General features: G+C 59.9%; 5 protein-coding genes (1 of these 5 only partly in view). 2 read left to right on the top strand and 3 right to left on the bottom strand.

What is annotated here, in order from left to right; translation table 11 throughout:
* Positions 1–71: 71 nt before the first annotated feature.
* The gene (xseA, locus tag DD586_RS15065) at positions 72–1,460 is read right to left on the bottom strand and encodes an exodeoxyribonuclease VII large subunit (protein ID WP_012885692.1); all 1,389 of its coding nucleotides are present in this window, start codon (positions 1,458–1,460) and stop codon (positions 72–74) included.
* A gap of 172 nt (positions 1,461–1,632) precedes the next feature.
* Between xseA and guaB the strand changes: the two genes are divergently transcribed.
* Together guaB and guaA are read left to right on the top strand one after the other, a co-directional pair.
* Complete coding sequence (gene guaB / locus DD586_RS15060) at positions 1,633–3,096, top strand: IMP dehydrogenase (protein WP_012885691.1); 1,464 nt, start codon at positions 1,633–1,635, stop codon at positions 3,094–3,096.
* Between the two features lie 86 nt (positions 3,097–3,182).
* Positions 3,183–4,760, top strand: a complete 1,578-nt coding sequence (guaA, locus tag DD586_RS15055; RefSeq protein WP_012885690.1) for a glutamine-hydrolyzing GMP synthase — start codon at positions 3,183–3,185, stop codon at positions 4,758–4,760.
* Positions 4,761–4,925: 165 nt separating this feature from the next.
* Here guaA and DD586_RS15050 read toward each other — a convergent pair whose 3' ends face one another.
* A complete protein-coding gene (locus DD586_RS15050; RefSeq protein ID WP_012885689.1) occupies positions 4,926–6,590 on the bottom strand; it encodes a cyclic peptide export ABC transporter in 1,665 nt (554 codons plus the stop codon).
* 83 nt (positions 6,591–6,673) lie between these two features.
* Positions 6,674–20,262 carry the 3' portion of a non-ribosomal peptide synthase/polyketide synthase gene (locus DD586_RS15045; protein ID WP_012885688.1) on the bottom strand. The gene runs 16,990 nt beyond the window's last position, so 13,589 of the gene's 30,579 nt are visible here — the last part of the coding sequence; the start codon falls outside the window, past its right edge; it ends in the stop codon at positions 6,674–6,676.

The raw sequence follows: 20,262 nt of genomic DNA, 5'->3' as shown, positions 1-20,262 counted from the left end.
GCCTGACAGTATGGTGCAACATATGATTTACACTGATCTACCACAATTACGACACGATAAGTATAGCCTAATCACTGAATATTTTTCGGCTGACGTTTTGCACGTGGTTTAGTAGATTCTTTTTTGATTTCAGTTACCTGGCTCTCAACCCAGCCATCCTGTAACCGGGTTTTTAGTTTATCGCCCTTGGTGACCTGAACCGTTTGCTTCATGACCTTGCCATCTGAAGTGGTGGTGACACTGTAGCCACGGGCCAGCGTCGCCAGCGGGCTGACGGCTTCGAGATGAGAGCAGGCTTCGCCAAATTGTTGTTTATACTGGCTAAGTTGCTTTTCTAACGCATGGTGCATGCGGTAGCGTAGCTGCTGTATCTGCTGTTGCGCGCGATGCAACCGTGATTGCGGCTGGTGTTGCTGCAAACGTTGGGCGAGGCGTTCCTGACGACGTGTTTGTTGGCGTAGTTGCAATTGAATCGCGTCATCCAGACGTTGACGTAGCCGAATCAGTTGGGTTTGCTGGCGGGCCAGACGGAGTTGTGGATGCTGCTGATGTAACCGATGTTGTAATCGGACGAATTGCTGCTGGCGCTGTGCCAGATAATAATCCATCGCCATTTCCAGCCGTTGGCGCTGGGCACGAATTTGTCGCAGCAGTTCCAACTGGTTGCGGCTAACCAGTTCAGCGGCTGCCGAAGGCGTTGGCGCTCGCAGGTCCGCCACAAAGTCAGCGATGGTCACATCGGTTTCGTGGCCGACTGCGCTGACAATCGGGATACGGCTGGCGAAAATGGCCCGAGCCACCCGCTCGTCGTTGAAACTCCACAAATCTTCCAGTGAGCCGCCGCCACGACCGACAATCAGCACATCACACTCTTCGCGCAGGTTAGCCAGCTCAATAGCCCGCACAATCTGACCTGGTGCATCCACACCTTGTACCGCTGTCGGGTAGATAACGACCGGTAGTGACGGGTCACGGCGCTGCAGAATGTGCAAAATGTCGTGCAACGCCGCACCGCTGGCGGAGGTAATCACGCCGACCTGACGGGCGGGTTTGGGAAGTAACTGTTTGTAGTGTTGGTCAAATAACCCTTCAGCAGACAAACGCTGTTTTAGCTGCTCGAACTGTTGTTGCAGTAACCCATCGCCTGCCGGATGCATGCTTTCTGCCAGCAACTGGTAGTCGCCACGCGGCTCATACAGCGTGATGGTGGCGCGAATCAGCACCTGTTGTCCGTTTTGCGGCCGAAAGGTCACCCGACGATTGCTGGTGCGGAACATGGCGCATCGCACCTGAGCGCGCTCATCTTTGAGCGTGAAATACCAATGCCCCGAGGAAGGCTGAGAAAAGTTGGAAATTTCGCCGGAGAGCCAAACCTGGCCCATTTCACCTTCCAGCAACTGTTTTACTGTCTGATTAAGGCGGCTGACGGTAAATATGGCGGATGACGGCAATGAAGACATTGTGACCCGGATCAAATAGTAAAACAGAGAGTTAATCTATCAATACTACCGGTCAATGGGCCGTTCGCAAGCGTTTTTATAAAAAAATGCTGGAGGCAATCGATTTCGGCCTGTATAATGCCGCGGCAATATTTTATCTATTTCCCATCCTCAATCCCGGTGAGATATTGCCATGCTACGAATCGCTAAAGAAGCACTGACCTTCGATGATGTTCTCCTCGTTCCTGCCCATTCCACCGTTCTGCCCAACACGGCCGATCTGAGTACGCAACTGACTCAACGTATCCGTTTGAACATTCCTATGCTGTCTGCCGCGATGGACACCGTGACCGAATCCGGTCTGGCGATTGCGCTGGCACAGGAAGGCGGCCTTGGTTTCATTCATAAGAATATGTCCATTGAGCGTCAGGCGGAAGAAGTTAGCCGCGTGAAACGCCATGAAAGCGGCGTGGTGGTTGACCCGCAGACGGTAACGCCGGAAACGACGCTGCGTGAAGTGAAAGCGCTCACCGAACGTAACGGTTTCGCCGGTTATCCGGTGGTAACGACCGGTAACGAACTGGTTGGCATCATCACTGGTCGTGACGTTCGCTTCGTTACCGATCTGGACCGTCCGGTGAGTGCGGTAATGACCCCGAAAGAACGTCTGGTGACGGTCAAAGAAGGTGAAGCGCGCGACGTGGTGCTGCAAAAAATGCACGAGCGCCGTATCGAAAAAGCGCTGGTGGTGGATGCGCAGTTCCGTCTGGTTGGGATGATCACAGTAAAAGATTTCCAGAAAGCGGAACGTAAACCGAACGCGTGTAAAGATGAGCACGGCCGTCTGCGCGTTGGTGCGGCAGTCGGTGCGGGTGCTGGCAACGAAGAGCGTATTGATGCGTTGGTTGCCGCTGGCGTGGACGTCTTGCTGATTGACTCCTCGCACGGTCATTCTGAAGGGGTGTTGCAGCGTATTCGTGAAACCCGTGCCAAATACCCGGATTTGCAAATTATCGGTGGGAACGTCGCGACCGGTGCCGGTGCGCGTGCGCTGGCCGACGCTGGTGTCAGTGCCGTGAAAGTCGGGATTGGCCCCGGTTCTATTTGTACTACCCGTATCGTAACCGGTGTGGGCGTACCGCAGATTACGGCGATTGCCGACGCGGTCGACGCACTGGAAGGCACCGGCATTCCGGTCATTGCCGATGGTGGTATCCGTTTCTCTGGCGATATCGCCAAAGCGATCGCAGCGGGTGCCGCCTGCGTGATGGTTGGTTCCATGCTGGCGGGTACGGAAGAATCGCCGGGTGAAATCGAACTGTATCAGGGCCGTGCATTCAAATCTTACCGTGGCATGGGCTCGCTGGGTGCGATGTCTAAAGGCTCGTCCGACCGTTATTTCCAGTCTGACAATGCGGCTGACAAGCTGGTACCGGAAGGTATCGAAGGTCGCGTGGCTTATAAAGGCCGCCTGAAAGAGATCGTGCATCAACAGATGGGCGGTTTGCGCTCCTGCATGGGTCTGACCGGTTGTGCGACCATTGATGCGCTGCGTACCAAAGCTGAATTCGTGCGTATCAGCGGTGCCGGTATTCAGGAAAGCCATGTCCACGATGTGACCATTACCAAAGAGTCGCCGAACTATCGCATGGGCTAAGCGCTTACCGGCTGATTTACTGTTACGAACCCGGTAGACTTACCGGGTTCAATTTTTCTTTCGCTCCGTAGTGGAATACGCCTCTCATGACAGAAAACATTCATCAACATCGCATTCTTATTCTGGATTTCGGCTCGCAATACACGCAACTGGTGGCACGTCGCGTACGTGAACTGGGCGTATACTGCGAACTGTGGGCATGGGATGTCACCGAAGCGCAAATTCGCGAGTTCAACCCGAATGGCATCATCCTTTCCGGCGGCCCGGAAAGTACCACCGAGTTTAATAGCCCGCGTGCGCCGGAGTATGTTTTCCAGGCCGGTGTACCGGTACTGGGCGTCTGTTATGGCATGCAGACCATGGCGATGCAGTTGGGCGGCAAAGTCGAAGGCTCCAGCGAGCGTGAGTTTGGCTATGCTCAGGTTGAAGTCAAATCCAACAGTGCGTTGGTCCGCGACATTCAGGATGCCGTCAGCGACAGCGGTGCACCATTGTTAGACGTATGGATGAGCCACGGCGATAAAGTGACCGCTATTCCGGCGGATTTCGTTACTGTTGCCAGCACCGATACCTGCCCGTATGCCATCATGGCGAACGAAGAAAAACGCTTCTATGGCGTACAGTTCCACCCGGAAGTAACCCACACTCGTCAAGGTCAGCGTATGCTGGAGCGGTTTGTCCGTGATATTTGCCAGTGTGAAGCGCTGTGGACACCGGCCAAAATCATCGACGACGCCGTTGAGCGTATTCGTCAGCAGGTTGGTGGAGACAAGGTGATTCTTGGCCTGTCCGGTGGGGTCGACTCGTCGGTGACAGCGTTGCTGCTGCATCGTGCGATTGGTGATCGCCTGACCTGTGTGTTTGTGGACAACGGTCTGTTGCGTCTGAATGAAGCCGAGCAGGTGATGGAGATGTTTGGTGACGAGTTCGGCCTGAACATCGTACATGTTCAGGCGGAAAACCGTTTCCTGTCGGCGCTGGCGGGCATTGATGACCCGGAAGCCAAGCGTAAAACCATCGGTCGTGTCTTCGTTGACGTGTTCGATGAAGAAGCCGGTAAGCTGACCGATGTGAAATGGCTGGCGCAAGGCACCATCTATCCGGATGTGATCGAATCCGCGGCTTCTGCTACCGGTAAGGCGCATGTGATTAAATCGCATCACAACGTGGGCGGTTTGCCGGATGATATGGCGCTGGGTCTGGTTGAGCCGCTCAAAGAGCTGTTCAAAGACGAGGTGCGCAAGATTGGTCTGGAACTGGGCCTGCCGTATAACATGCTGTACCGTCATCCGTTCCCGGGTCCGGGTCTTGGCGTGCGTGTACTGGGCGAAGTGAAGAAAGAGTACTGCGACCTGCTGCGTCGCGCCGATGCCATCTTCATCGAAGAACTGCACAAGGCGGAACTGTATGACAAAGTCAGCCAGGCGTTCACGGTGTTCCTGCCGGTACGCTCCGTCGGCGTGATGGGCGACGGTCGTAAATATGACTGGGTTGTTTCGCTGCGCGCAGTCGAAACTATCGACTTCATGACCGCGCACTGGGCGCACCTGCCGTATGAATTCCTCGGCCGCGTTTCCAACCGTATCATCAACGAAGTCGACGGTATCTCCCGCGTGGTGTACGACGTTTCTGGTAAGCCGCCAGCAACGATTGAGTGGGAATGATCCCTGTCTCTCAAAAACGACTACCAACTGCCAAAAATTCGCCATAACGGTTTGATGCTTAATTAAATGGGTTATGGTGACTATCGGTAGTAACGGCCAGCAGGAGCTGCTGGCCGTTACGTTATTTAGCGCCGCCATCCTTTAGCACCACGATTATTCATCGCCTCAATCAGCAGATGCCCCTCCCGCCGATGAGAAGGTGCCTGTGACCAGTTGACCGTCATCAAACCGGAGCAACTGATCGGCCAGATGAAAGTAACGGTCATCATGGGTGATCACAATCACCAGTTTATTCTGCGCTTTCAGCCGGGGAATAATTTCGGTGTAAAACAGCCGACGAAATCTGGGGTCCTGATCCGCCGCCCACTCGTCAAAGACACAGATTGGTGTGTTTTCACAGTAGGACATGATCAGCGCCAGGCGTTTTTTCTGCCCGGAGGAGAGGTTTGTCGAGGACAACCGACCGTGGGAGACGCTCACTTTATTGTTCAATTCCAGATCAGTCAGATGTCGTTGGATCATGGCATCATCACCGGGATTACCCCATTCATCCAGCACGTGATCGAACAGGAAGAAATCCGCAAAAATCGTGGAAAACGCCTGCTGGTATTCGGTCAGTGGGATGGTGTCAGACACGATGTCATCATCCAGACTGATCTGGCCCTGATCCGGCTGGTACAACCCGACCAGCAGTTTTGCAAACGTCGATTTACCGCTGCCGTTGCCGCCGGTCAGAAAGACCGCTTCTCCGCGCCGGAACTGTGCATCGATCGGGCCGATACCAAAGCGGTACTGATCCTCCGCATCTGCCTGATAGTGAAAGGTGAGCTGGCAGACGTTAAGCGTCTGCCATGCCAGCCGTTCCGAGAGCGAATGGTGGCTTGATGGGGCCATGTCGACCTCGTCCCGGGCCAGCGGCAGCCCTTCGACGTTACGGTAGGAGACGGTAAATTCGCTGAAACGGGATAATGAACTGACGACGTTTTCCACCGGGTCGATCATATACAGGATCACCAGCGCGAAGCCGACGACCGAGTCGGTCGGGATGTCTTTGAAATACAGGCTGGAGCCGAATACCACCAGACCGACCAGAAAAAAAATCAACGTCGAGCCAATACTATTCAGCATCGTAAAGATCAACGATACCCGGACACTGAGATGGCGGATATCGCGGTAATTGGTTTTCAGAACCCGTTCATAAATGAAGTGACGCCGTCTGGCATTAATGCTCAGCTCCTGGCTGCCGTCGACCATCATCTGCATGCCCTGAAACAGCGTATCTTCATAGTGGCGCAGGTGCTTGAAATGGCGCAGCCCATAACGCAGGAAGACGCTAGCGATCAGTCCGAGCAGGATGATAAGCGCCGTTGAAACCAGAAACAGACGTCCGGAGAGATAACTCATGTAACTCAGACAGAGCACCACCGTGATCAGGCTGTAGATGAACTCCGGCAGGATCAGCAGGCCTTCCGACAGCTTGGCCGCATCGGTTTTTAGCGCGGCCAGAATGCGGTGCCCGCCGATGCGTTCAATGATGGCATAAGGCGTTGACAGCAGACGGCGGGTGAGTGAGTCCCTGAATTCATAAACGACGCGGGCCCCCAGCCTGGCCAGCAGATAGCGGGACATCAGGCCGAACAGCAATACCGCCGAGACCGCCAGTAAAAACCAGACAAAAGGTGTGACGCTGGCAGCGGACTGGCTGGTCATGGCACTGATCTGCAGGGTAATGATCTTTAGCATGCCGATACCGGACAGCGCGCTGATGGTACTCAGCACCGTGGCCAGCAGCACCAGCCATTTGAAACGGACAACGATAAATTTGAACATCCGTTTTTCCTGTTTTTCCTTGTTATTCAGTATAAAACCGCCGGTTGTGATAACCGGCGGGGGATGAACGACAGTACGATGGTTTATTTCCGCTGTACCCTGTCGGCAATAAACGTCACGTGCGGCATTTTCAGCAACCGGACATGGTTACCGGCGCCTCGCTGGAACTGTATGGCCGGGATAAGCGTCTGCCAGCCGGTCGTCCGGTTGACGTCTGCGTCCTGCGCCAGGATCAGTGACGGCGTGACCTCCGGCAGCGACGTCGGCAGGTATCCGGTGCGCAGGTTGGCGGCAAAAACCCGGAAGATGGCCGTCAAATCCTGCGCCTGGCTACTGGCCGACATCACACCGCGCTCGACCAGGCGCTGATGCAGGCACACCAGCCGCTGTGGTTGCGTCAATGTCGCCAGCTCAGGCTCCGTCAGTGCCAGTGCTGTACCTTGCATCTCAAACAGCGCGATCAGCCGCATGAATACCTGCAGGTCGGAATACTCTTTCGCCGCCTGAGGCACTCTGGAGTCCACCAGCGTCAGCGATGCCACCGGCGTGCCCTCCTGCTCCAGCCGTCGCGCCAGCTCCAGTGCACTCCAGCCGCCGAACGAATGGCCCAGCAGATGGAGTGGCCCGTTGAGCGACTGCGCCTTCAACGCCTCCAGATAATACTGGGCGGCAGCTTCGACCGAACTGTGAGGTGTGGTGCCTTCCAGCAAACCCTGCGGTTGCAGGCCCCATACCTGCCAGTCATCCGGCATGGCGGCAGTCAGCGCCATAAAACTCATGACGTTATCACCGGCACCGGGAATGCAGACCAGCACAGGCCCGGCCTGTCGGCCTGCTTGTAACGTTATCACCGGCGTCTGAGTATGCAGCATGGCTGTCGGCTCTGGCAGCCTGCGGGCCTGAATCGCCCGGGATATCTGCTGACCGACCGTGCCGACATGGGCCTCGGTAAACAGGCTCATGTGATCACCGGGTACCGGGGTCACGCGGATCGAGGACGGGGGTAAGATGCGGTCCCAGTGCAGGTACGGCTCTGACAGTGCCAGACTTTCACGGGCAGCCAGCAGGTCAATCTGAACTGGCAGTGGCTGTGGCCGGTACTCGGCATTCAGCAGATCCTGACGGTGTTGCAGCCAGCGGCAGAAATACGTCGGCGTCCAGTCAGATGGGATGACGCCCAGTCGGCAGGCCAGTGCATGGTATTCCTGCCATTTTTGACACTCCGCCAGCGCCGCGGTTGGCAGCGCTTCACCCCGCAGCGTCAGGACATCCTGAATCAGTGCCTGACTCATCTGCTCCAGCGAGTCCCCGCTATTCGATGAGACCTCGACCGGCGGGAAAGCCCAGGTATCGAGCAGCCCCAGGAATTCAACCGACTGGTTCAACCCGATCAGTTGCGCGGCAATTTCATACGCCAGCGTACCGCCCAGCGACCAGCCCAGTAGGCGATACGGCCCCTGTGGTTGTACCTCGCGGATGATGCTGACATAGCGGGCTGCCGCTCCTTGCAGCGTTTTGAAGCTCGGCAGATAGCGATCCGGCCCCAGCAGGCCGTACACCGGAATATCCGCATCAATGGCTGCCGTCAGTTGCGGGCCGTAAAGCAGCTCGCCGGTTGCCTCTGGCACTATGAACACGGGGCGTTGCGACCCGGATGAACGCAACGCTACCCAGGCTTTGCGTTGTATTTCAGCCGTTTCGAGCGCTGCTGCCAGTTCAAACAGGCGAGGGGATTCAAACAGGGTGGACAGGGAAAGTGTGAGTCCACGCCTGTGCATTTCACTCACCAGTTTTACCGCCAGTAATGAATGGCCGCCGAGTTCAAAGAAGTGATCCTGACGACCGACGCGCTCAACCCCCAGTAGCGTCTGCCACAGCTCCGCCAGCGTGTGTTCCATGGCACTACGCGGGGCTTCAAAGGTCTGTCGGATAAATGCACTGTCATCCGGTTGCGGCAGGGCTTTTTGGTCAATCTTGCCATTGGCTGTCAGCGGCAGCACGTCAACGGACACATAGACCGCTGGGGTCATGTAGGCGGGCAATTGCCCGGCGATGTGATCACGTAGCGCCTGCACGTCAGCGTCGCCGACATACCACGCCACCAGACGCGGCTCACCGTCCTGACCGGGGCGTGTCAGCACCACGGTATCCGTGACCTGCGCGTGGCGGCGCATTGCCGCTTCAATCTCACCCAGCTCGATACGGAAACCGCGTATTTTGACCTGATGATCGTTACGGCCCAGATAGTCGAGGGTGCCGTCGGCATTCCAGCGCGCCAGATCCCCGGTGCGGTACATCCGCGCACCGGTTTGTGCCGTGAACGGATCGTCGAGGAACCGTTCTGTAGTCAGTTCTGGCAGGTTCAGGTAACCGCGCGCGACACCGGCCCCGGCAACATACAGCTCGCCGATCACCCCGATTGGCACCGGCTGTTGCTGCGCATCCAGCAGGTAGGCGCGTAAATCCGGCAGGCGACGCCCGATCGGGCTGCCTGTGGCGGCGACATCCTCTGGCTGCAACGGCTGCCAGGTGACGTGTACCGTGGTTTCGGTAATGCCGTACATATTGATGAGCTGTGTGCGGTGATTGGCTGCGCGTGAATACCACGGTGCCAGGCTCGATGGATTCAGCGCTTCGCCGCCGAAAATCACATAGCGCAACGCGTGGTGCCCGGCATGGTCGGCCTGTGCCGCCATCAACTGTCGGAACGCGCTCGGCGTCTGGTTGAGCACCGTGACTGCTTGCTCACACAGCAACTGATAGAAGGCCTGTGGCGAGCGGCTGACCAGATACGGCACCACCACCAGACGACCCCCATTGAGCAGTGCCCCCCAGATTTCCCAGACGGAAAAGTCAAAGGCGTAGGAGTGGAACAGTGTCCAGACATCCCCGGCACCGAAGTGGAACAGCGGTTGCGAGGCGCGCAACAGCCGCACGACATTGTGATGCTCCACCAGCACGCCTTTCGGCAGCCCGGTGGAGCCGGAGGTGTAGATGACATAGGCCAGGTGATGGGGTGTCAGGCCCACTGCCACCGGGTTGAGATTATCCGCAGAGCAGGTGGCCCACGGCTGCGCCGGGTTATCCAGCACAATCACCGGGCTGTCAGTCGGCACGCTGGCACGCAGGGTGGTTGTGGTGATCAACGCGACCGGCTCACTGTCAAGCAGAATATAGTGCAACCGTTCTTCCGGATAGCCCGGGTCGAGCGGGACATAAGCCCCACCGGCTTTTAGCGTCGCCAGCAGCGCCACCACCAGGTCGACACTGCGCTCCAGGGCAATCGCCACCCGGTCATCCGGCCTGACGCCCTGTTTAATCAGCCAGTGCGCCAGCTGATTCGCACGGCGGTTCAGTTCGCTATAGCGCAGTGATTCGTTGTCGAAGACCACGGCAACGGCATCTGGCTGCCGGGCGGCCTGCTGTTCAAACAATTGATGAATGCAGATATCCGCCGGGAAGTGGGTCTCTATCTCATTGAAGTCGTACAGTACCTGCTGGCGTTCGGCGTCCGGCAACACCGTCAGGGCATGTACCGGTTGCGCTGGTGCATGCGCCAGTGCGTCGGCCAGCGCCGTCAGGGTGACCCGCATCATTTCGCCGACACGCGCTGCACCAATACCCGCGGTGACCTGAATATCCAGACTGAAACCTGCCGCACCCTGATCGTTCACCGACACGTTGACCGGGTAGTTGGTGCGCTCCTGACTGAACAGCACATCAATGCCTGTCAGTTCTGTCTGTACATCTGTTTGTTCGCTGCCGCCGTTATAGCGGTAGTTGAGCAGGCTGGTGAACAGCGGGCGTTGCGCGCCGACGCCGCTGTATTGCTGGACGTCGGCTAGCGCGGCGTGCTCGAAGTTCAGCAGTCCGGCCAGGCCGTCGTGCGTCTGGCGCAGCGCCTGCTCGACACTGACCTGACCCAGCGACAGGCGCAACGGCAGGGTGTTCAGGAACATGCCCAGCACCCGGTCAGCGCCCTCACCACCGGCCATACGGCCAAACAGCACGGTGCCGAACACGACATTGTCCTGCCCGGTGGTGGCCTGCACCACACGGCCCCAGGCGAGATGGAACAGGCTGGTGACGCTGATGCCGTGCCGTTGTGACAGTGTTCGCAGCCGTTGCCCCAGGGTGTCTGACAGTACCAGATGATGTTCGTCAATGTGCTGGCCGTTACCCTGGCTATCCAGCAGCCCGAACGGGGCGCAGGGTTCATCAATATCACCGAGCTGTGCGCGGAAATAGTCCTGCAGTGCCGATTGTTGTGCAGGTATAGCCGTCTGCTGACGGGCAAGGGCGACAAACTGCCGGAACGGCAGCGGGGCAGGCAGTTGGTCGGCACGGCCCTGCAGGTGCGCCTGCACCTCTTCGAGCAGCAGCTCCAGCGTGGTGTGGTCCATGCACAAATGGTGGTGCAACAGGCACAGCAGCCAGCGGTTATTCGCCGGGTCGGCGACCTGATAACTCTGGATCATCGGTGCCTGCGCGACGTTCATCTGCAATTGCGCCGGGGTGAAGCGCTGTTGCAGGGCGTCGGCGACATCGTCGGACTGGATAACCAGCGTTTCCACCGGCATCAGTGCCTCGCGCCAGACCACCTGCACGGCGTCGTCCAGCCCTTCCCAGACGACAGCTGTGCGCAGGATGTCGTGACGCTGAATGACGGCCTGCAAGGCGGCAATGAAATGATCCAGCCTGTCCTTTTCCTCAAAGCTCAGGATGGAGCGGGTGATATACGCATCCCCCACCGGCTGCAGCAGATGGTGGAACAGAATGCCGGTCTGCAACGGTGCCAGCGGGTAGATGTCCTGCACATTACGGGCAGCCCCCGGCACGGTCGCCACCACGGCATCAATCTGCGTCTGCGTCAGAGTAACCAGCGGCAGCATCTCCGGGGTGATGTGGGTGCTGTCGGCATGGATCCGGTTGGCCGGAATAGTCGCGGTTGCTTCACTGCCCGTCAGCGTGGTTGCCAGTGCAGCCAGCGTCGGTTGCCTGAACAGGTCGCTGACGGAGAGCGTATACCCCGCCCGGCGCAGGCGTTCGATAAGCTTAATCGCCAGCAGCGAATGACCACCGAGTTCGAAGAAGTGATCCTGCCGCCCGACGCGCTCAATCCCCAGCAGGTCCTGCCATATCGTGGCAATCGCCTGTTCGGTTGCGGTTTGCGGAGCCTCGTAGTCGGTGTGAACAAAGGCGCTGTCATCCGGGGCGGGTAAGGCGTTGCGATCGACTTTACCGTTTGGTGTGAGCGGCAGTGCGAGCATCTGTACACAGGCTGCCGGTACCATATGGACAGGCAGCCGCTCGGCGAGATGGCGGCGCAGGGCGTGCGCCTCGGCGTCACCGACATACCAGACGATCAGCCGCGGTTGGCCGTTATGATCCGCTCGCGCCAGCACCACTGCTTCGGTGACGTGAGGGCAGCCAAGTGCGCAGGACTCGATTTCACCCGGCTCGATACGAAAACCGCGGATCTTGACCTGACTGTCGTTACGGCCGAGGTATTCCAGCGTCCCGTCAGTCTGCCAGCGGCCCAGATCGCCGGTGCGGTACATCCGTGCTCCCGGCTCGTGAGCAAACGGATCATTCAGAAAACGCTCAGTCGTCAGATCGGGCCGGTTCAGATAGCCGCGCGCGACACCGACGCCGCCGATATAAATCTCACCGGTGACACCGACGGGGACCAACTGACCGTGACCGTCCAGCAGATAGATTTTGGTGTTTTCAACCGGGTAGCCGATCGGTGGCTGACCGGCATAAGGCTGATGCAGGGCAAAGGTGCTGGCCCAGATGGTGGCTTCGGTCGGGCCATAGGCGTTGTAGACCGCCCGGCCAGCACACCAGGGTGCAATCGCTTCACGGCTGATGGCGTCCCCGGCGGTCACCAGCACGGCCAGATCCGGCAGCGCCTGTGCCGGGTTGAGGCTGGAGAGTGCCGCCGGTGGCAATGTGGCATGACTGATACGCTGTTGCTGCATAAACTGCGTCAACGTCTCACCCAGCAGTCGGCCCCGCGGCAGGTACAGCGCTGCCCCAGAGCACAATGCCATCACGATATCGAACAGGCTGGCATCGAAACTGAGGGAGCTGAACTGGAGTACACGGCTGCCTGCCCCTGCGTTAAACAGACGAATTTGCGCCTGCGACAGATTACATAGGCCCCGGTGCTCGACCAGCACCCCTTTGGGCTGCCCGGTGGAGCCGGAGGTGTAAATCACATAGGCCAGATGACAGGGCGTCAGGCCCACCGCCGCCGGGCTGATGTTGTCGGCCGGGCAGGTGGCCCACGGTTGTTCCGGGGTATCCAGCGCAATTACCGGGCAGTCGGCTGCTATCTGGCTATTCAGCACGGTAGTGGTGATCAGCACCACCGGTGCGCTGTCGGCCAGCATGTACTGCTGGCGCTCTGGCGGGTAGGCTGGGTCGAGCGGGACATAGGCCCCACCGGCTTTCAGGGTGGCCAGCAGCGCCACTACCAGGTCGACACTGCGCTCCAGGGCAATCGCCACCCGGTTATCCGGCCTGACACCCTGTTCAATCAGCCAGTGCGCCAGCTGATTCGCCCGGCGGTTTAACTCGCCATAGCGCAGTGACTGACCGTCGAAGGCCACGGCGACGGCGTCCGGCTGGCGTGTGGCCTGCTGTTCAACCAATTGATGGATGCAGCTATCCGCCGGGAAGTCTGCCGCCGTGTCATTAAAGTCATGCAGCACCTGCTGGCGTTCGGCGTCCGGCAGCACCGTCAGGGCATGCACCGGTTGTGCCGGTGCATGCGCCAGCGCGTCGGCCAGTGCCGTCAGGGTGAGCAGCATCATTTCGCCGACACGCGCTGCACCAATACCCATGGCGACCTGAATATCCAGACTGAAGCCCGCCGCACCCTGATCGTTCACCGATACGTTGACCGGGTAGTTGGTGCGCTCCTGACTGAACAACACCTCGATGCCATCCAGTTCTGTTTGTACCGCCGTCTGCTCGCTGCCGCCGTTATAGCGGTAGTTGAGCAGGCTGGTGAACAGCGGGCTCTGAGCGTCAACGCCGCTGTATTGCTGGACGTCGGCCAGCGAGGCGTGCTCATGAGCCAGCAGCCCGGCCAGACTGTCGTGCGTCTGGCGCAGTGCCTGTTCAACACTGACCTGAGCCAGCGACAGACGCAACGGCAGGGTGTTCAGGAACATGCCCAGTACCCGGTCAGCGCCTTCACCACCGGCCATACGACCAAACAGCACGGTGCCGAACACGACGTTGTCCTGCCCGGTAGTGGCCTGCACCACGCGACCCCAGGCGAGATGGAACAGGCTGGTGACGCTGATACCTCGCTGCTGTGACAGTGTCCGCAGCCGTTGCCCCAGGGAGTCTGACAGCGGCAGATGGTGTTCGTCGATGTGTTGGCCGCTGCCCTGAACATCGAGCAGCCCGAACGGGGCGCAGGGCGCGTCAATATCCCCGAGTTGTGCCCGGAAATAGTCCTGCTGTGCCTGCGCATCGGTCTGCTGACGGGCGAGAGCGACAAACTGCCGGAACGGCAACGGGGCGGGTAGCTGGTCGGCCTTGCCTTCAAGGTGCGCCTGCACCTCTTCGAGCAGCAGCTCCAGCGTGGTGTGGTCCATGCACAGATGGTGGTGCAGCAGGCACAGCAGCCAGCGGTTATTCGCCGGGTCGGCAGCCTGCCAGGCTTGAATCATCGGTGCCTGAGTGATGTTCATCTGCAACTGCGCCGGGGTAAAGCGCTGCTGCAGGGCGTCGGCGACATCGTCGGACTCGATAACCAGCGTTTCCACCGGCATCACGGCCTCGCGCCAGACTACCTGCACGGCCTCGTCCAGCCCTTCCCAGACAATCGCCGTTCGCAGAATGTCGTGACGCTGGATTACCGCCTGCAAGGCAGAAATAAACTTATCCAGCCCGGTTTGTTTCTCAAAACTCAGGATGGAGCGGGTGATATACGCATCCCCCACCGGTTGTAGCAGATGGTGGAACAGAATACCGCTCTGCAACGGCGCCAGCGGGTAGATATCCTGCACATTGCGGGCACCGCCCGGCACGGTCGCTACCACCGCATCGATCTGCGCCTGCGTCAGTTCGACTAGCGGCAGCATAGCCGGAGTGATGTGGGTGCTGTCGGCATGGATCCGGTTGGCCGGTACTGTCATGGCGGTGTCACTGCCCGTCAGCGTAGCTGCCAGTGTGGCCAGCGTCGGCTGTCTGAACAGGTCGCTGACGGAGAGCGTATACCCCGCCTGCCGTAAGCGTTCAATCAGTTTAATCGCCAGCAGGGAATGACCACCGAGTTCGAAGAAGTGATCCTGCCGACCGACGCGTTCAATGCCCAGCAGGTCCTGCCATATCGTGGCAATCGCCTGCTCGGTCTCGCCCTGCGGGGCTTCGTAGCGGTGGCGGACAAAGGCACTGTCATCCGGGGCAGGCAGCGCCTTGCGGTCCACCTTGCCGTTGGGTGTCAGCGGGATCTGCGCCAGCCGCACATACGCCGACGGCACCATATGCGCAGGCAGGCGCTGTGTCAGTTGCGATTTCAGTTCGTCCGTCGTGACTTCACTGTCATTGCTGGTGTAATAGGCCACCAGTCGCTGATCGCCGGTTGCGGTGCGCTGTGCCACCACCACCGCCTCGCGTACACCGGTGCAGCCCTGCACTGCCGACTCAACCTCGCCGGGTTCAATACGGAAGCCACGGATCTTGACCTGGAAGTCATTACGGCCGAGGTAGTCAATGGTGCCGTCGGCATTCCAGCGACCCAGATCGCCGGTGCGATACATCCGCGCATTCGGCCCGGTTGAGAACGGATCTGTCAGGAAGCGTTCTGCGGTGAGGTCGGGGCGGTTCAGGTAACCACGTGCTACACCGACACCCCCGATATAGATTTCACCGGTCACCCCGACCGGCACCGGCTGGCGGTCAGCGTCCAGCAGGTAAACCCGGCGGTTGGCCATAGGGCGGCCGATATGCGGCCGGGCCATTTGCCCGGTAATACGCGTATGGGTACTGTCCACGGTACATTCGGTCGGGCCGTAGACGTTATGGAATGTGATGCCGTCCAGCGAGGCCAGCACCTGCCACTGCGCGGCACCGATGGCTTCGCCGCCGAGCAGGACCGTACGCAGTGACGGTGGTAACGGCCCGGCGGCCATCAGCAGCGCCAGCTGTGACGGTGTGCAGTCAAAGACGTCCAGCGCCTGCTGCGTCATCCACTCGCGCAGCTGTTCACCGTTCTGGCGTATTGCGTCGGGCACCATCACCAGCGTGCGGCCCGAGGCCAACTGCACCAGTTGCTGCACGGAGGCATCAAAGGACGGTGAGGCATTGAGGCTGACGCGTTGCAGGTCGGCTGACCCGTACACCGCCTGCTCCAGTCCGGCCCAGAGGTTGACCACGCTGTCGTGCCCGACCAGCACGCCCTTGGGTTGCCCGGTGGAGCCGGAGGTATAGATGACATAAGCGAGATGATGCGACGTCAGGCCGCGTGTTGCCGGGGGGATATTATCAGCAGAGCACGAGGCCCACGGTGGTGTCGGGTTATCCAGTTCAATCACCGGGCAGTCAGTGGAGAGTGTTGAGCGCAGCGCGGCGGTGGTGAGCAACGCTACCGGTGCACTGTCGGCCAGCATGTACTGCAGACGCGCTGTCGGGTAGGCCGGGTCGAGCGGGACATAGGCGCCACCGGCTTTTAGCGTCGCCAGCAGCGCCACCACCAGGTCGACACTGCGCTCCAGGGCAATCGCCACCCGCTCATCCGGCCTGACGCCCTGTTTAATCAGCCAGTGCGCCAGCTGATTCGAACAGCGGTTCAACTCGCCATAGCTCAGCGATTCGCCGTCAAAGACTACGGCAACGGCATCTGGTTGCCGGGCGGCCTGCTGTTCAAACAACTCGTGGATGCAGCTATCTGCCGGGAAGCGGGTTTCTGTCTCATTGAAGTCGTACAGCACCTGCTGGCGTTCGGCGTCCGGCAGCAGCGCTATCTGCGCCACCGGCCGGGCGCTGTCGGCCACCATGGCACGCAGCAGCGTCTGCCAGTAGGTCAGGAAACGCCGGATGGTGTGTGCTTCAAACAGCGCCGTGGCGTAGTTCAACTGGCCGCTCAGGCCGGTGTCGCTTTCCGTGATGTCCAGACTCAGGTCAAACTGGGCGGTGTCGCTGTCCGGTGTCAGCGGCGTCAGCGTCAGTCCGTCCAGCGCCAGCGTGGCGGACGGGGTGTTCTGGACACCGAATGTCACCTGGAAGAGCGGGCTGTGCGCCAGACTGCGGACGGGGGCGATGGCTTCGACAATCTGCTCGAACGGCAGGTCCTGATGGACCTGTGCGGCAATCACGGTCTCCCTGACCCGGGCCAGCAGGGTGGCGGTGTCGACCTGTCCGGACAAATCGATGCGCAGCGGCTGGGTATTGACGAACATGCCAATCAGTCCTTCCAGCTCGGTGCGGGTACGCCCGGCAACCGGGGTGCCGATAACGATATCGTCCTGCCCGGCGAGGCGGCCCAGCAGGGCGGCCCAGCCTGCCAGCAGGGTCATAAACAGCGTGCTGTTGTGACGACGGCCCAGCGCGTGCAGGGCGTTGGTCAGGTCGCGCTCCAGTGTGAAGGTCAGGGTGGCACCGTCGTAACGCTGTGTCGGCGGGCGCGGGTGGTCGGCGGGCAGGGTCAGGCGGTCCGGCGCGCCGCGAAGGTGGCTGACCCAGTACTGTTGCTGACGCTGCAGGACCTCGCCCTGCAGGTGCTGGCGCTGCCAGTCGGCATAGTCGCCATAACGGATGCGCAGGGGCGGCAGCGGGTCGGGCTGACCGGCGTTAAAGGCGGCGTACAGCGTACTGAGCTCGCTTATAAACAGGCTGACCGACCAGCCATCGGCAATGAGGTGGTGCAGGGCAATCTGCAACAGGTGGGTCTGTGCATCCACACAAAGCAGTTGCCCCTGCACCAGCGGGCCGGTGCGCAGGTCAAACACCGGGGTGAATGGCGGCAGGTCGTCGCCGGGTGCCACGGCTATTTGTTCTAACGGGAACGGGCACCGACCGGCGGGCGCGATGACCTGAACCGCATCGCCCTCTACCGGCTCAACGCGGGTGCGCAAGGGCGCATGACGGGCCATGATGCGGTCCAGCGCCCGGGTCAGTGCGGAGACGTTAAGCGCCCCCTGCAACTGCACCGCGCCCTGGATCACATAGGCGGCGCTGGCCGCTGGGTCGAGTTGGGTCAGGAGCCAGAGGCGCTGCTGGGCCAGAGAGAGGGGTGGCGTCACGTCATCGGGCAGCGGTGTGATAGCCGACAGGGTCTGTGGGGCTGCCTCCTGCAGTACCGCGGCCAGTGCCTGCAGCGTCGGGTGGGCAAACAGCTGCGTCAGCGGCAGTTCACGGTGGAGTGCGGAGCGGATATGGGAGACCAGCCGCACCGCCAGCAGGGAATGGCCGCCGAGTTCGAAGAAGTGATCCTGCCGACCGACGCGTTCAATGCCCAGCAGGTCCTGCCATATCGTGGCAATCGCCTGCTCGGTCTCGCCCTGCGGGGCTTCGTAGCTGTGGCGGACAAAGGCACTGTCATCCGGGGCAGGCAGCGCCTTGCGGTCCACCTTGCCGTTGGGTGTCAGCGGGATCTGTATCAGCCGCACGTATGCTGATGGCACCATATAGCCCGGCAGACGCTGCGCCAGTTCCTGTTTCAGTGCCTCAACGGTGAGTGCTTCATTCGACAGGGTGTAATAGGCCACCAGTCGGTGATCACCCGTTGCGGTGCGCTGTGCTACCACCACCGCTTCGCGCACACCGGCGCAGTCCTGCAACACCGATTCAACCTCACCGGGTTCAATACGAAAACCGCGGATTTTGACCTGAAAATCATTACGACCCAGATACTCAATGCTGCCGTCGGCCAGCCAGCGACCCATATCACCGGTGCGATACATCCGCGCATTCGGCTCGGTTGAGAACGGATCTGTCAGGAAGCGTTCGGCGGTGAGGTCGGGGCGGTTCAGGTAACCACGTGCCACACCGACACCCCCGATATAGATTTCACCGGCAATACCCTGCGGCACCGGCTGCTGATGCGCATCCAGAATGTAGAGGCGGCTATTGTCTATCGGGTAGCCAATCGGCGGCAGGCGCGGCCAGTCAGCAGCGTTGCCGGAACATTGATACTCCGTCACCACGTGGGTTTCTGCCGGGCCGTATTGGTTGTGCAGGCGGATTGGGCCGGAGCGTTGGCACAGGGCGCGGATTTCATTGCTTATCAGCAGCCGTTCGCCAGCGGTGATGATTTCTTTTACCGGCAATCCCTGCTGAGTTTGTGCGCAGGTCACGGCCAGTGTCTGCAACGCGGCGACCGGTAAAAAGACGCGCTCGATGGATTGCTTATCGATAACGTCCAGCAGCCGGTCCATTTGTAAGCGATCTTCACTGGCGATCATCACCAGTTTGCCGCCGCCGGTCAGGGCGCTGAGGATTTCCTGAAACGCGACATCAAAACCGAAGGAGGCAAATTGCAGTGTGGTCATGGCTGCCTGCTCTCTGGCCTGCCAGTGCAGCAGATTGACCAGCGGCGCATGCGGCATCGCCACCCCCTTGGGCTGCCCGGTAGAACCGGAGGTGTAGATGACATAGGCCAGATTATCCGGTGTCAGGCCGATTTCGTTGCGAGACGGGTTGTCGCTGTGGTGTGTTGCCCAGCGTTCGGCATCCCGTGTCAGATGCAGCACTGTTGCTGTACCGGTCAGGTTGTCTAACACCGCCTGTCCGAGCTGATCGACCAGAATAACGCCGGGGGCGCTGTCTTTGAGCATAAATGCCAGACGTGCGGAGGGGTATTCTGGGTCCAGCGGCACACAAGCGGCCCCGGCTTTCAGTGTGGCCAGCACACAGACGATCATCTCCGGGTGGCGCTCAGTACAGATAGCCACCCGATCATCGGCACCGATACCCAGCCCACGCAGATGGTGCGCCAGTTGGTTGGCGCGACGGTTCAGTTCGCCATAGCTTAGCGACTGGTCTGCAAAGACCAGCGCAATCCGTTCCGGATGCTGTGCCGCCTGCTGCTCGATACGTTCATGAACACAGATCCCGGTCGGGTAAGCCGTTTGAGTGCGATTGAACCCCGTTAGCACCTGATGCCGTTCAGCGTCCGGCAGAACGGACAACCGGTACAATGGCTGTTCAGGTGACCGCTCCAGCGCATCGATCAGTTGCGTCAGCACGTGCTGCATCATTTGTCCAATCCGTTCACCGCCCAGGCGGCGATCGGCCTGAACCTTGAGTGAGAAACCGGCGTTAAGCGCATCATCCACGGACAGCGTAAGCGGGTAATTGGTGCGTTCTTCCGCTTTCAGGAGTGTGATGCCGTGCCACGGGTCTTCGGCAACGCTGTCGTTTGCCTGCGTGACATCATGGCGATAGTTCAGCAACGCGCTGAACAGGGGTTGCGAGGCGGCAACGCCACTGCATTGCTGCGCCAGAGCCAGCGAGGCGTGTTCATGGGCCAGCAGGTCGGTCAGACGGCGGTGCGTCTGCTCAAGTGCGGCCCGGACAGTGACATCGGCCAGCGTCAGTCGCAGCGGCAGGGTGTTAATAAACAATCCCAGCGCCTGCTCGCTACCGTCTTGCAGGCGACCCAGCAGCACGGTGCCGAAGACCACATCATCACGACCGGACAGCGCACCGA

Source organism: Dickeya parazeae Ech586 (genome assembly GCF_000025065.1).
Taxonomy (GTDB): Bacteria; Pseudomonadota; Gammaproteobacteria; order Enterobacterales; family Enterobacteriaceae; genus Dickeya; species Dickeya zeae.
This window is presented reverse-complemented; position numbering and strand designations above follow the sequence as displayed.